Source organism: Actinoallomurus spadix, assembly GCF_024055725.1.
GTDB lineage: Bacteria > Actinomycetota > Actinomycetes > Streptosporangiales > Streptosporangiaceae > Actinoallomurus > Actinoallomurus spadix.
In genome coordinates this window covers 102,464-116,489 of record NZ_JAMXMX010000018.1, presented here as the reverse complement: position 1 = coordinate 116,489, position 14,026 = coordinate 102,464, and the positions used below count along the sequence as shown (strand labels likewise).

Genomic DNA, 14,026 nt, shown 5'->3' with positions numbered 1-14,026 from the left:
GGTCGCCCGGCGAAACGCCGTGAAAGCGGCGATGCACACGGTTGACACGTGACCGGCGTCACTTTAGCTTGGCGTGCGAACCGGTTCGAATGCTCTCCCCGGGAGGGCCGCCACACCGTCGAGTCGAACCGGTCCGCATGATCCCGAGGTGAGCGGTCGCCGCCGAGCCACGGCCGGGCCCGCGGCGGCCTGCCCTCGGTCCTCCCTGTCCCCTGCCCCGCAGTGAGGAGAGCTCGCCCATGCACAGACCCGCACGCCTGCTCCGCCGCCGGCCGCCGGCTCGCGCCGTCGCCCTGGGAACCGCCGCGCTGGCGCTGGCCGGAGCCGCGCTCGTGAGCACCCCCGCCCAGGCCGCTCCCACCCTGGTGGTCAGCGCCGACCGGACGCTGCGGCCCGTCACCCACGTCGCCTCCGGCGGCCTGTACGGCCTCGCCGACGCGGGCACGCCGGCGGACGGCCTGGTCACCCCGACGAGGCCGAACACCTTCGTCCAGATGGCGCCCGGCGGGAGGCAGCTCCCCAACGGCGAGCCCACGCCCGCCGGCGACGCCCTGGTCGTCGCCCCGAAGGCGGCCAGGGCCGGCGCCCACGTCGTCATCCGGATGCCGGACTGGTACCCCAACTTCCCCTACAAGTGGGTGAGCTGGCCGGACTGGCTGTCCGCCGTCGACCGGCAGATCGCCTCGGTCAAGGCGTCCGGCGCCACGAACCTCGCCGCCTGGGAGATCTGGAACGAGCCCGACTGGACGTGGGACACCGCCCACGCCGGCGCCTTCGACGCCGGCTGGACGCGGACGTACCGGGAGATCCGCGCCAAGGACGCCACGACTCCGATCCAGGGCCCCAGTAACTCCTACTGGAACCAGGGCTCGATGAGCCGGTTCCTTACCGACGCCAAGGCGGACGGCACCCTTCCCGACATCGTCAGCTGGCACGAGCTCGGCGGCAGCCGGAACATCGCCGCCGACGTCGCCGCCTACCGCTCGCTCGAGAGCAGCCTCGGCATCGGCCCGCGGCCGATCTCCATCGAGGAGTACGGCACGACGAGCGAGGTCGGGGTGCCCGGGCCGCTGGCGGGCTACATCGCCAAGTTCGAGCGGGCCGGGGTCCACGACGCGGAGCTCGCCTTCTGGAACCACTACGGCACCCTCGGGGACACGCTCACCGACACCGGCGGGTCGCCCAACGGGGCCTACTGGCTCTACAAGTGGTACGGCGACATGTCCGGCACCATGCTCACCACCACGCCCCCGGCCCAGACCGGTCTCGACGGCGCCGCGGCCCTCACCGGCGACGGCAGGCGGCTCAGTGTCATCTTCGGCGGTGGCAGCGGCGCGGGCGCCGTCACGGTCAACGGCCTGTCGTCGGCCTTCGGCGGCACCGTCCACGTCACACTGGAGTACACCCCGTCCCGTGGCCGTACCACGGCCGTCTCCGGCCCCTCCACGATCTCCGAGGCCGACTACGCCGTCTCGAACGGCTCCGTCACCGTCCCCGTGACGATGAACGCCTCCGACGGGTACCACCTGGTCGTCACGCCCGGCGGCGGTTCCACCTCCCTGGCGGGCCGCTACCAGATCACCAACCGGAACAGCGGCCTGGCCCTGGACCCGCAGAACGCCGGCACCGTCCAGGGGACCTCTGTCGTCCAGAGCGGCCCCACCTCCGGCACCGACCAGAACTGGACCCTCGTGGACGCGGGATCCGGCCTCTACAAGATCGTCAATCAGAAGAGCGGCCTGCTGCTCGGCATCAGGGACATGAGCACGTCCGACGGGGGCACCGCGCTGCTCTGGGGCAACACCGGAACCGCCGACCACCTCTGGCGGTTCGTCCCGGCCGGTGACGGCTCCTACAAGATTGTCAACTACAACAGCAACCTGCTGCTCGGCGTCACCGGCATGAGCACCTCATCCGGCGCCCAGGTCCTCCAGTGGGAGGACAACGGCACCGCCGACCACCTGTGGCGGCTGACGCCCCGCTGACGCCGGCCCGGCCCCGCCCCGCCCCCGGACCCCCTGCGAGGGTCAGGACGCCCTCTCGAGGGACGCGGTCCCGGAGGCGGGGGTCCGGCGGGCGGTGAGGGCCGTGATGGCCGGCGGGCCCGCGACCGCGACGAAGACGGCGAGGACGCCGGGGAGGACCAGCGCGGTCCGCAGGGAGGTCGCCTCGGCGATGTGCCCGATGAGCGCCGGCCCGGCCAGCAGCCCGCCGTAGCCGAAGCTGGTCAGCAGCGCGATGGTCCGCCCGGCCGAGGCCTCGTCCGCTCCGGCGGTGCTGAACCCGATCGGCACGACCGTCGCCAGGCCGATCCCGACGAGGATCCACCCCGCCCACGCGCATACCAGGGCCGCCCCGCCGGCCGAGGGGGCGAGCAGCACGAGGGCGTAGCCGCCGGCCGCGAAGGCGCCCGCCAGGCGCAGGGTCCGGCTGCCGCCGAGCCGGCCGCGCAGCCGGTCGCCGAGGAACCGCATGGTCGTCATCGCCACCGAATAGACCGTGTACGACAGCGGCGCCAGGTCGGCCGAGACGCCGAGCACGCGACGGGCGTGCATCGCCGCCCAGTCCATCGCGCCGCCCTCGCAGATCGCGCCGGCGAGCATGACGACCCCCAGCAGCAGGATCACCCTCGGGACCCGGGCGCGCCCCGTGGGCGCCGCCTTGGGAGAAGGGTCCGCCTCGTCCCGCGCCACGGCGCCGGGGAGCAGGAGGCGGGCGGGAAGGAGGAACAGCAGCGGCATGGCGAGCGCCGTGCCGACGAGGAGGGTCCGGACGCCGAGACCGCCGTGGAGGACGGCGGACGTGACGAGGCCGCCGGCCGCGCCGCCGAGGCTCCACATGCCGTGGAACGCCGACATGATCGGCCGGTCGTAGCGGACCTCGACCTCGACGGCGTGGGCGTTCATGCCGACCTCGATCAGCCCGAACCCGAGCCCGAAGACGACCGCGCCGACGAGGAGCGCGGAGTAGGAGCCCGCGAGCGCCGGCCCGAGCAGGAGCAGGGCGTGGAGGGGACCGGCCGCCCAGGTGAGCCGCCGGCTCGACCAGCGGTCCACCATCCGTCCGGCGGCCTGCATCGCGACGAGCGCGGCGAGGGACACCAGGAGGAGCGCCGTGCCGGTCCGCCCGGAGTCCAGGTCGAGCCGGTCGGCGAGGGCGGGCAGGCTCGCGGCCCAGATGCCGACGGTCATGCCGGACAGCCCGAAGTAGCCGAAGACGCCGGCGCGGGCGCGCCTGGCCACGGAGTCGAACACGGACCCTCCCAATTTGCTCTCGCCGAGAACATAATGGATGAGTGAGGGCTGACACAATCGGCGGGTGCGAACGGTGACCGGAGCGACGACCAGCGGCGAGCTTCGCTCGCACAACCTCGCGCGCCTGCTGCGGGCCGCGCACGACGAAGCGGGCCGGGCCACCCGCTCCGAGCTCACCCGCGGCCTGGGCCTCGCGCGCGGCACGGCCGCCGTCCTGGTCGCCGAGCTCACCGAGGCCCGGCTGGCCGAGGAGCGGCCCGCGCCGCAGCGGGCGCGCGGCCGCCCGACCGCGATCCTCGGCCCGCACCCCGGCGGTCCCCTCACCCTCGCCGTCGACCTGCGAGAGGACGCCTGGACGATCGCCACGGCCGAGATCGGCGGAGCGCTGACGGTGCGCGAGGAACGACCGCATCCCGGGAACCCGCCGGAGACCGTCCTGAGCGGCCTGGCCACGGCGATCGGCCGGCACCTCACCGACCTCGGCCCCCGCGTCGTGGGCGTCGGTGTCGCGCTGCCCGGCCCCGTCCGGGACGGCCGCGTCGTGGACATCCCGCACCTGTCCTGGCGCGACGTCCCGGCGGCGGAGATCCTGCGCGCCGGCGCGGCGCCGGTCACGCTGGGCAACGACGCGACGCTCGCCGGCCTGGCGGAGGCCCGGCGCGGCGCGCTCCGCGGCGTCGCCGTCGGCCTGCACTTCCACGTCGACTTCGACCTCGGCGGCACCCTGCTCGTCGACGGCAGCCCCCTGCACGGCGCGCGCGGCACGACCGGGGAGTTCGGCCACATGCCGCTGGGCGGCTCGGACCTGCCCTGCGACTGCGGCGCCGTCGGGTGCTGGTCCCTCCAGGTCGGCGCGAACGCGCTGCTGCGGGCGATGGGCGTCCCGGTCGAGCCGGCGCGCGGCCGGGACGACGCCCTGCGGATCCTCGCCGGCGCCGCCGCGGGCGATGCCCGCCACGGCGCCGCGCTCGACGAGGTCGCCCGCGCCTTCGGGGCCGGCACCGCCGCGCTCGTCAACGCGCTCGACCCCCAGCGGGTGACCCTGTCCGGCCTCGGCGTACGACTCCGCGAGCAGGCGGCGGACGCCTTCGCGACCGCCTACGAGGCCGGCCTCATGGCCTTCCGCCGCGACGACCCACCGCCCGTCCTGCCGGCCGCGCTCGGCGGGGACGCCACGCTCGTCGGAGCGGCGGAGCTGGCCTTCGACGCGTTCCTCACGCCGGAGGGCCTGACCGCCTGGCAGGCCGCCCGCTGATCAGCCGGCGGCGTCCATCGCGGCGGCGACGCGCTCGGCGGTGAGGTCCCCCAGGTCCTCGGCGACGTACGCCGCCAGGGCGAGGGCGTCCGGCGCCGGCGGGTAGCGCGGGTGCGGCACCGCGATCACGCGCATCCCGGCGGCGTGCGCGGACCGCAGGCCGTTGCTGGAGTCCTCCACCGCGACGCACCCGGCGGCGTCGACGCCGACCCTGCGGGCGGCCAGGAGGTACCCGTCGGGCGCGGGCTTGCCCCGGGCGACCTCCTCGGTCGAGACGGTCGCCCGGAACGACGCCGCGAGCCCCGTACGGTCCAGGACGACGTCGATGAGCGCGCGCGGCGAGGAACTGGCCAGCCCGAGGGGCCAGCGGGACGCCAGGCGGCGTACGGTCTCGACGGCGCCCGGCATCAGCGGGACGCCGTCCTCGTACCGGCGGGCCATCTGCTCGACCACGCCGCGCGCGACCTCGTCGGCCGTCATGCGGACGCCGAGCTCACCGCTCAGGTAGGCGGCCCACTCCGAGGTGCTCATGCCCATCAGGCGCTGCTGGGTGTCGGGCTGCCACCGCCCACCGTGGTCGGCGACGAACGCCCGCCGCACCTCCTCCCAGACCGGTTCTGAGTCGACGAGCACGCCGTCGAGGTCGAAAACCACAGCATTCATGCCGATAACTCTGACAGCACGGGAAGAGCCAGCACGAAGCAGGCACCCTTGTCGCTGTCGGAGAGGGTGAGCGTGCCGCCCTGCGCGTGCGCGATCTCACGGGAGATCGCCAGGCCGAGGCCGCTGCCGCCCGGGTCGCGCTGCCGCGCGTCCGGCAGCCGGATGAACCGCTCGAAGATCCGTTCACGGTCGGCCGGGGGGATCTGCTCGCCGTCGTTGGACACCTCCACGACCGCCTCTCCGCCCTCCCGGCGTACGGTCACGGTGACCTCGGAGTCGGCGTGCCGCGCGGCGTTGTCGAGGAGGTTGGTGAGGATCCGGCTGATGTCCAGCCGGTTCGCCCGGACCACCACGCCCGGCTCGGCGACGACCTTGGCGGTGATCCGCCGCGGCACGCGCCGCACCTCGCGCTCGGCCAGGTCACCGAGGTCGACGGGGCCGTTGCGGCTGGGCAGGCCGGCGTCGCGGCGCGCGAGCGCCAGCAGCTCGGTCACGATGTTCTGCAGCCGGTCGATGTTGGTCAGCGTCCTGCCGAGCGCCTCCCGCAGGTCGGTGCCCTCCGGGTCGATCAGCGCGACCTCCAGCTCGGCGCGCAGCCCGGCGATCGGGCTGCGCAGGTCGTGGGAGACGTCGGAGACGAGACGGCGCTGCTGCTCGACGGCGGCCTCGAGCCGGTCGAGGGTCGCGTTGACGGCCATCGCCAGCCAGTAGAACTCGTCGCGGCGCTGCGGCATCGAGACCCTCCGCCGCAGGTCCGCGGCGTTGATCGCGTCGAGCTCGTCGCGCAGCGCCTCGATCGGCCGCAGCCGCCGCCCGGCGGCCCACCACCGCCAGACGCCGCCCACTCCGATGCCGGCGGGGATGCCGAGCGCCAGCAGGACGGCCAGGCCCGGGCGGGGGAACAGTCCCGGCTCCGGCGCGATCGAGTGGATCGTCAGCGCCTGCCCCGGGGCGGTGACCCGCTGGGAGACCACCGTGAGGCAGTGCCGCCGGTCGACGCACACGCGCTGCTCGATGCGCTGGCCGTCGGCGGGCCGGCGGGCGTGCAGGGCCGGCAGCCCGGACACGCTCCGGGTGGCCGCGACCACCTGGCCCCGGTCGTTCTGTACCTGGACGAGCTGGTGGCCGCCGACGATGACGGGATTGGTCAGGCGCCCGGCGCGGGCCAGCGCGGCCACCTGCCGGGTGGTGTACGTCAGCTCCGTCGAGAGCCGGCTCGCCACCTGGTACTGGATCAGGGCGAGCACCCCGATGTAGAGCACCACGGCGACGAACCCCGTCACCGTCATCGCGATGACGGTGGCGCGCTGCCGGATCGTCTGGTCCCTGTGTCGCACTGGCTGTCCCCCGCGGCCACGGCGCCCCCTGAGCCATGCCACAGCATCGGACAACTACCCAGCGGGGGACTCCCTATGCATTGCGTCACCCTGAGGCGTACGCCGGCGGGTGACCGGCGGCCCGTACGATCGGCGCCGCCTTCCCCCAGGTCATCGGCCGGAGAACCGGCGGCCACCGGTATGGGACGAGAGATTCGTCTGCCCGCACCGGGAGATTTGGACGGGATCCTTTTCGGCCACTCGTGAAGACGACGCGCCTGGGTAGGGACTTGAACCGCAGCATGCCCGGTACGTCCGATTCGTTGAGTGGAACGTGGCAAAGGTCGCCCGTCAAGGGTCGTCGCGATGCACGCATGTGTGTCAGAGTTGACACGCGACAGAACGCAGGGAAGCGGTGATACTCAACTGGAGGAGACGTACGGCCGCGAGGGCGGTCGCCCGCGGGGGCGGCCCGGCCGGTGGAATAACTGGACAACGAATGACTGCCGTCCGCGCCACAGATGGGCGACAATAGCGGCGTTCGATGGGAGGCGGGAGCGCCAATGAAGAAGTACCTGACCTGGGCACTTATAGCCTTTGTCATCTTCTACCTGCTGAATTCCCCCAATGGCGCAGCCCACGTCGTGCACAACGCACTCGGCGGGCTGGTGTCGGCGGGCAACTCCTTGTCGAGGTTCGTCAACGCACTGTGACCCCCTGACGGCGCGGAGGCCCTCTCGCGCCCAGCCCTACGTCCCCGCTGGTCCCTTCACCGCCGAGGTCCGGGCTTCTTTTCATGCCCGGACCTCGCAGGTCGCCGCGCGGCCCTCTAGAACGACGTTCTAGAGTGAGCCGCAAGGCCGACCTGAGGAGTGATCATGGGACCACTGCACGGTGTTCGCGTCATCGAGATCGCGAGCCTGGCGCCGGCGCCCTTCGGGTGCATGGTGCTCTCCGATCTCGGTGCCGACGTACTCCGCGTCGACCGTCCGTCAACCGTGGCCGGTGCGGCCACGGTCGTCGGCGGTTCCGCGACCGCGGATCCGCTGAGCCGCGGTCGCCGTTCCATCGGCCTGAACCTCAAGGATCCGGCCGGCGTCGACGTGCTCCTGCGTCTCCTCGAGTCGGCCGACGTCCTCGTCGAGGGCTTCCGGCCGGGCGTCGCCGAACGCCTCGGCTTCGGCCCCGACGTCTGCCTCGACCGCAACCCCCGCCTGGTGTACGGCCGGATGACCGGCTGGGGCCAGGAGGGCCCCATGGCCGGCATGGCCGGCCATGACATCAACTACATCGCGATCGCCGGCGCGCTCGACCCGATCGGTCACGCGGGCGAGCGGCCCGTCCCCCCGCTCAACCTCGTCGGCGACTTCGGCGGCGGCGGCATGCTCCTCGCACTCGGCATCCTCGCCGCGCTGTACGAGCGGTCGCGGTCCGGCCGGGGTCAGGTCGTCGACGCCGCCATGGTCGACGGCGCGGCCCTGCTGACCTCGTTCATCCACGGCATGCGCGGCCAGGGCCTCTGGCGCGACGAGCGTGGCACCAACCTCCTCGACGGCGGCGCGCCGTTCTACGACACGTACGAGACCGCCGACGGCCGGTACGTCAGCGTCGGCGCCCTGGAGCCGCAGTTCTACGCCGCCCTGCTGCGCGGCCTGGGCCTGGAGGGCGAGGACCTGCCCGCCCAGCTCGACCAGGAGCGCTGGCCCGAACTGCGGGCGCGCTTCACCGAGGTCTTCAAGCAGCGCGCCCGCGACGAGTGGGCCGAGATCTTCGACGGCACCGACGCCTGCGTGGCGCCGGTGCTCGGCCTCGGCGAGGCACCCGCCCACCCGCACAACCGGGCGCGCGACGGCTTCCTGGACCTCGGTGGCCTGCCGCAGCCGGCGCCGGCACCGCGCTTCGGCCGCACCGCCGCGGAGACCCCCCGCCCACCGGCCCGGCCGGGCGAGCACACCGACGCGGCCCTCGCCGAGCTCGGCCTCACCGGGGACGAGATCGCCGCCCTGCGCGCGAGCGGCGCCATCGCCTGATCACCGCGGTGCCCGGGTGGCGACCTGCATCACGCGTCGGCGAAGTCGACCCGACTCGCCAAGGGAATGTCGTCATCGACGATGCGGAACGGCACCTGCCACTCGAGCGTCGCACACTCCGCGGCGTGCAGCGCGGTCCGGACGTTGGCGGAGAACAACCGCACGGCATCGCGGAACGTGTCCGCCTCGACACCCATAACCACGGAGATGGTGCGGTCGGCGATGGCGGCGGTGATGTCCGGATCGACGAGCCCCGAATCGACCTTCTCCAGATCGCACAGCGCGTCCATGACCACTTCGACGAACGCGTCGAAGTCTTCGTCAGTCCCGACATGACTATCAGTAGCTACATGATCACAGTTCGCGGTGACCGGATGCGGACAGCCGGCTGTGGGCGTTCTCCCGGCACGCCGGCCGCGCCGCTGCCCGCCCGGATGACCGGCCGGCTGCTCGGCTTCCCGGCGAGACGGGACACCGGCGGGATGGGCCGAAAACACCGGGTCGTCTCCGTCAAATGAAGGATCTGCGCGGCTGCCGCATCCGTCATCCTCGGTGCATGAGGTCCTCATGAGGTCCATTCGTGTCCTCATCGTCGATGATCACGCGCTCTTCGCCGAGGCGCTCGCGGCCCGGCTGGCCGCGGAACCCGACCTTGAGGTGCTCCCCGTCGCGGGCGACGTCCGGCGCGCCGCGGCGCTCGTCGCCACCGAGTCGCCCGACGTCGTGGTGCTCGACTTCGTCCTCGGTGAGGAGAGCGGGCTGGACGCCCTCGACCTCCTGCGGCGCCGACGTCCGGAGGCGCGTGTCGTCGTCCTCAGCGCGATCATCGACGTCCCGCCGATCGTGACCGCCCTGCGGCACGGCGCGGTCGGCTGGGTTCCCAAGACGGAGAGCGCCGACGTGGTCGCCCGGGTGATCCGCGGCGCGGCGGGCCGGGGCGGGTGGATACCGCCCGACGTCCTCGGCGACGTGCTGCGCCGCCTGGTCGCCCCGGGCGAGCAGGGCGGAGGCGTGCTGACCGAGCTGACACCCCGGGAACGGCAGGTGCTGCAGGGAATGGTGGACGGGCTGAGCCGGACGCGGCTCGCCGAGCGCCTCGGCCTGTCCGCGAACACGGTCCGCACTCACACCCAGAACCTCCTGGCCAAGCTCGGTGCGCATTCGGCGGTGGAGGCCATCACCATCGCGATGCGCGCCGGGGTCGCACCCAGCGATCCGGGCGAGGAACCCCCGCATTGACGCGCGTTTCCCTTCGACGCGGCGATTTCAAGCACGGTTCACTCACGGTGACGGCGTGACCACCTGTGGCCAGGTCGGGTCTGGTTGCGGCCACTCGCCTGGACACCCGCGTCCTACAGAGTGACCGTCGATACGGTCGGTCACTTCACAAGACGGGGGTCTTCGATGATCAGTGCGCAGGCCAGGTCCTCGCCACCGCACGCGCCCGCCCGCCCGGGCCGCGTCGCGGCCACCACCGGCGCGCCGCAATCACCGCTGCTCGACACCGACTCCTGTGACCCCACGCTGTGGCGCCGCAGGATCCGGCACGACATCCGCCACGAACTCGGCACGATCATCATGCTCGCGTCCGCCGTCGCGGTCTCCGACGACATCGGCCCGGTAAGCCGGGAACGCGTCGAGGCGCTGCTCGGGGAGACGCGGTGGCTCGACCACCTGCTCCGGCAGCTGGACGCGGAGGAGGAGGCGCCCGTCCCCGCCGGTCCGGAGCGGGTGCGGGTGGATCGGCTCGTCGGGGAGATCGCCGCCGGGCTGCGGCTGGCCTCGCCCCGGCGCGTCTCCTACACGGCCGATCCGGCCTGGGCGCACATCGATCCGCTCGCACTCTGGCGGGCGGTTCGCAACGTCCTGGACAACGCTCACCGCATCGCCCGGGACCGCGTCGAGGTGCGCGTGGGCGTTGAGGCGGACTGGACGGTCGTCCAGGTCGACGACGACGGCCCCGGATTCGGATCGGGGTCCGCCGGCCTGGCGTCGCTCGGCCTGGGGATCGTCGGCGACCTGGTCGCCGAGTACGACGGCCTGATCGAGATACGGGGGTGCGAGCTCGGCGGGGCGCGCGTGCGGATCCTGCTGCCGTCCTCGGACGGCCCATGAGGGTGCTCATCTGCGACGACCACGCCGTGTTCGCCGACTCGCTCGCCGTCGTGCTGCGCGAGAAGGGACACGACGTGGTCGGCGTCGTTTACTCCCCCGAGGCCGCGCTGCGGCTGCTGCCGGGCGTACGCGCCGACGTGTGCCTCATCGACCTGCGGTTCCCGGCCGGCTCGGTCTTAGGCAGCCTGCCGGAGCTCGTCGCGACCGCCCCCGACACCAGGTTCGTGGTGCTGACGGGGTCGGCGGATCCCGGGACCGTCGAGACGGGGCTGGCCGCCGGGGTGCGCGGCTTCGCGCACAAGGGCCAGCAGGCCGGAGAGATCGTCGACCTGCTGGCCCGGGTCCACGCCGGCGAGGTCGTCGTCGACCCGGAGGCCGCCGGGCGGCTTCCGGCGCGGCCCCGTACCGAGGCCCAGCGGCTCGCGAACTACCTCACCCCCCGCGAGCGGGAGGTCCTCACCCGTCTGGTCCGCGGGGAGAACACCGCGGCCCTCGCCCGCAGCATGAGGATCACCCGCAGCACCGCCCGCAGCCATGTGCAGAGCGTGCTCACCAAACTCGGCGTCCACTCCCAGCGGGAGGCCGTGATCGTCGCCGCGCGGCACGGTCTGGTCAGCGTCAGCACCGGTGAGTGGCTGCTGTCCTGAGGCCGGTGCCCGGAGTCGTCCCTTTCGATCCCGTCTGCGGGCGTCACTGGCATCACTCCGGTCACATGCACAATCGTGCGCGGTGCAGGCGATGTACGATCAGCAAAGCTCAGAGGTGGCAAGTGGTCTAATCGTTGACCTGCGCCCTGCCCACCACTCTGAGCACTGGCGGAGGGAGGCGCGGGTGAGCAGGTATGAACGCTGGAACGACCTGCTGTCGCTACTGGCGGGACGCGGACGGCTCAGCGTCGAGGAGGCCGCCGCGGAGCTGGGCGTCTCGACGGCCACGATCCGCCGCGACTTCGACCAGCTCGCACAGCAGCAGATGCTGACCCGCACCCGCGGCGGCGCGGTCGCCCACACCGTGACCTACGACCTGCCGCTGCGCTACAAGAGCGCGCGGCAGGCCTCGGAGAAGCAGCGGATCGCGGCGGCCGCCGCCGAGCTCGTACAACCGGGCGCGGTGATCGGCGTCAACGGCGGCACGACCACCACCGAGGTCGCGCGGGCCCTCGCCACCCGCGCCGACCTGCACGCCGAGAACGGCGCCCCCGCCATCACGATCGTCACGAACGCCCTGAACATCGCCAACGAGCTGGTCGTCCGGCCCCACGTGAAGATCGCGCTGACCGGCGGGGTGGCGTTGCCGCAGTCGTACGAGCTGGTCGGGCCCCTCGCGAACGGGGTGTTCGACCAGGTGACACTCGACATGGTGATCCTCGGCGTCAGCGGCCTCGACGTGGAGCGCGGCGCCACCTGCCACAACGAGGACGAGGCGAACATCAACCGGCAGATGGCCGTCCGCGCGGAGCGGGTGGTCGTCGCGGCGGACAGTTCCAAGCTGGGCGAGCGCGCCTTCGCCAAGATCTGCGGGATCGGCGAGATCGACATCCTCGTCACGGACGCGAGCGCCGACACCCGCGCCTTCGAGGAGGCCGGCGTCAAGGTCGTCGGCGCCTGAGGAGTCGCTCCTGGGCGTGGCGGGTCACCTGGAGGAGCGGACGAGCCGACCGGCCCGGCCTGCACGGACCCGAGCACATGAAAAAACCTTCCTATAACTGAGGCGCGAGTCGACGCCCGCTCTCGAGGCCGTCGCCGGACCTCCATCCGCGTGGATCGACGTGACGGCCGGAACCGGCCCTTGGTCTCAGAGCGGCGCGCGAGATACGGTCCTTAGACGCGGGAGGGGAATCCATGACTCAACGACGAGTCGCCACGCCGGTCTCCGATACCGACCTGATCTACAGCGCCGACACGTACGTCCGGGGCGTACCCTACGACGCGCTGGCGCGGCTGCGCGGCTCCACGCCGGTCGCGTGGATCGAGCAGAGACCGGCCTGCCATGAGCCGGCCTCCACCGGGTTCTGGGCGGTGCTCCGGCACGCCGACGCGTGCCACGTCCTGCACAACCCCAAGCTCTTCGCCGCACGCGGGTCCACGGGCGAGGACGCGGGTCACGGCCGGGGCAGCAGGCCCGCCACGGAGCCACCCACGCGCTCCCGGCTCCGCCGGCGACTGCCGAGGGCCTTCGGCGCGCGGACCGTCACGGGCCTGGCCGAGCGGATCGAGCGCCGGGCGTACGCCCTGGTGGACGCGGTGGCCGAGAAGGGCGAGGCGGACTTCACCACCGAGATCGCGGCGGAGCTGCCCCTGCTGAGCCTCGCGGACCTCCTCGGGATCCCCGACTCCGACCGGTGGCTGCTGTCCGACTGGTCCGACCGGGTCACCGGCCGTCCCGTCGCCGGGTACCCGGTCGGATACTCCCCCGAGCCCACGACCGATCCGGCCGCCTGCACCGAGATGGCCCACCACGCGGTCGCCGCGCGGCCGCGCGGCCCGCTCGACCCGGAGACGGCCGTGCGCGACAGGGCCGACGCGGAGCCGGCCGCACCGGACAGGCCCGGCGCGGAGACCGAAGAAGAGCTGCCCGACCTGCGCCTCTACGCCGATGAGCTCGCCGAGTACAAACGGCGGCACCCCGGCGAGGACCTCATGACCGTCCTCGTGCACCAGTCCGGCGGCAAGAACGCCCCGGTCCCGGCGGAGGAGTTCGAGAACCTCTTCCGGATGTTCGCGGCGGCGGCGGACGACACCGTCCGCGGCGGGCTGTCCGGCGGGATGCTCGCCCTGCTGAAGAATCCCGCCGAGGCCGCGCGGCTGCGCGCCGACCCGGACCTCCTCGACACCGCGGTCGAGGAGATGCTGCGCTGGTGGTCCCCGGTCATCCGCGTCGCGCGTACGGCCGCCACCGACACCGTCGTCGGCAACGTGCCGGTCCGCAAGGGTGAGCGGCTCGTCGTCTGGCTCGCCTCCGCCAACCGCGACGAGCCGGTCTTCGAGGAGCCCGCGCGGTTCGACGTCGGACGCGCGCCGAACGACCATGTCGCGCTCGGCCGCGGGCCACGCGCCTGCCTGGGCGCGCACCTGGTCCGGATGCAGATGCGCGCGATGTTCGCGGCCGTCCTCGACCGGTTCGAGGCGATCGAACCGGCCAGCGAGGCCCGGCGGCTGCGGTCGAACGTCCACAACGGCATCACGCACCTGCCGATCCGCTGGCAGCCCCGCGCCCGCCCGGCCGAGGAGTAAGCCAGCACCCGTCCGAGGCGGAGGCCCGCACCCGCCCGGCCGAGGAGTAAGCCAGCACCCGCCCGAGGCGGAGGCCCGCACCCGCCCGGCCGAGGAGTAAGCCCGCACCCGCCCGAGGCGGAGGCCCGCACCCGCCCGAGGCGTGCGCGACGCGCCGCGC

Annotated in this window: 13 protein-coding genes; 9 read left to right on the top strand and 4 right to left on the bottom strand. The window is 73.2% G+C overall.

Translation table 11 applies throughout. The annotated features are described in order from the left end of the window. Positions 1-239: 239 nt before the first annotated feature. The gene (locus tag NE235_RS25175) at positions 240-1,985 is read left to right on the top strand and encodes an RICIN domain-containing protein (RefSeq protein WP_252807163.1); all 1,746 of its coding nucleotides are present in this window, start codon (positions 240-242) and stop codon (positions 1,983-1,985) included. A 42-nt stretch (positions 1,986-2,027) separates the two neighbouring features. On the opposite strand, the gene NE235_RS25170 is transcribed toward NE235_RS25175, so the two are convergent. Further along, positions 2,028-3,254, bottom strand: coding sequence for an MFS transporter (locus tag NE235_RS25170; protein ID WP_252807161.1), 1,227 nt, complete (start codon positions 3,252-3,254; stop codon positions 2,028-2,030). A gap of 64 nt (positions 3,255-3,318) precedes the next feature. On the opposite strand from NE235_RS25170, the gene NE235_RS25165 reads away from it, so the two are divergent. Beyond that, positions 3,319-4,509, top strand: a complete 1,191-nt coding sequence (locus NE235_RS25165; protein WP_252807158.1) for an ROK family protein — start codon at positions 3,319-3,321, stop codon at positions 4,507-4,509. Here NE235_RS25165 and NE235_RS25160 read toward each other — a convergent pair whose 3' ends face one another. Both NE235_RS25160 and NE235_RS25155 read right to left on the bottom strand, forming a co-directional pair. Further along, on the bottom strand, positions 4,510-5,172 hold the full coding sequence (locus tag NE235_RS25160) for an HAD family hydrolase (protein WP_252807156.1): 663 nt from the start codon (positions 5,170-5,172) through the stop codon (positions 4,510-4,512). It abuts the gene before it with no gap. After that, complete coding sequence (locus NE235_RS25155; RefSeq protein WP_252807154.1) at positions 5,169-6,509, bottom strand: sensor histidine kinase; 1,341 nt, start codon at positions 6,507-6,509, stop codon at positions 5,169-5,171. Before NE235_RS25155 ends, NE235_RS25160 begins: the two co-directional genes overlap by 4 nt. Before the next feature lie 542 nt (positions 6,510-7,051). On the opposite strand from NE235_RS25155, the gene NE235_RS25150 reads away from it, so the two are divergent. Continuing rightward, positions 7,052-7,201: a hypothetical protein gene (locus NE235_RS25150; RefSeq protein WP_252807152.1), complete on the top strand. Its 150-nt coding sequence runs from the start codon at positions 7,052-7,054 to the stop codon at positions 7,199-7,201. 165 nt (positions 7,202-7,366) lie between these two features. Beyond that, positions 7,367-8,518 carry a CaiB/BaiF CoA transferase family protein gene (locus tag NE235_RS25145; RefSeq protein ID WP_289849167.1) on the top strand — a complete coding sequence of 384 codons (1,152 nt, stop codon included), beginning with the start codon at positions 7,367-7,369 and terminating at the stop codon, positions 8,516-8,518. A 29-nt stretch (positions 8,519-8,547) separates the two neighbouring features. Here the strand turns inward: NE235_RS25145 and NE235_RS25140 are convergent, their stop codons facing one another. After that, positions 8,548-9,096 carry a hypothetical protein gene (locus NE235_RS25140; protein WP_252807150.1) on the bottom strand — a complete coding sequence of 183 codons (549 nt, stop codon included), beginning with the start codon at positions 9,094-9,096 and terminating at the stop codon, positions 8,548-8,550. Here NE235_RS25140 and NE235_RS25135 point away from each other — a divergent pair. The 5 genes from NE235_RS25135 (at position 9,086) to NE235_RS25115 (ending at position 13,866) form a co-directional block, all read left to right on the top strand. After that, complete coding sequence (locus tag NE235_RS25135; RefSeq protein ID WP_252807148.1) at positions 9,086-9,757, top strand: response regulator; 672 nt, start codon at positions 9,086-9,088, stop codon at positions 9,755-9,757. The genes NE235_RS25140 and NE235_RS25135 overlap by 11 nt on opposite strands. Before the next feature lie 165 nt (positions 9,758-9,922). After that, on the top strand, positions 9,923-10,633 hold the full coding sequence (locus NE235_RS25130) for a sensor histidine kinase (RefSeq protein ID WP_252807147.1): 711 nt from the start codon (positions 9,923-9,925) through the stop codon (positions 10,631-10,633). Further along, complete coding sequence (locus NE235_RS25125) at positions 10,630-11,280, top strand: response regulator (protein WP_252807145.1); 651 nt, start codon at positions 10,630-10,632, stop codon at positions 11,278-11,280. Before NE235_RS25130 ends, NE235_RS25125 begins: the two co-directional genes overlap by 4 nt. 184 nt (positions 11,281-11,464) lie before the next feature. Beyond that, a complete protein-coding gene (locus NE235_RS25120) occupies positions 11,465-12,241 on the top strand; it encodes a DeoR/GlpR family DNA-binding transcription regulator (RefSeq protein ID WP_252807143.1) in 777 nt (258 codons plus the stop codon). A gap of 233 nt (positions 12,242-12,474) precedes the next feature. Continuing rightward, positions 12,475-13,866 (top strand): cytochrome P450, encoded by a 1,392-nt coding sequence (locus NE235_RS25115; RefSeq protein ID WP_252807142.1) that lies wholly within the window; start codon positions 12,475-12,477, stop codon positions 13,864-13,866. The last annotated feature ends 160 nt before the right edge of the window (positions 13,867-14,026 follow it).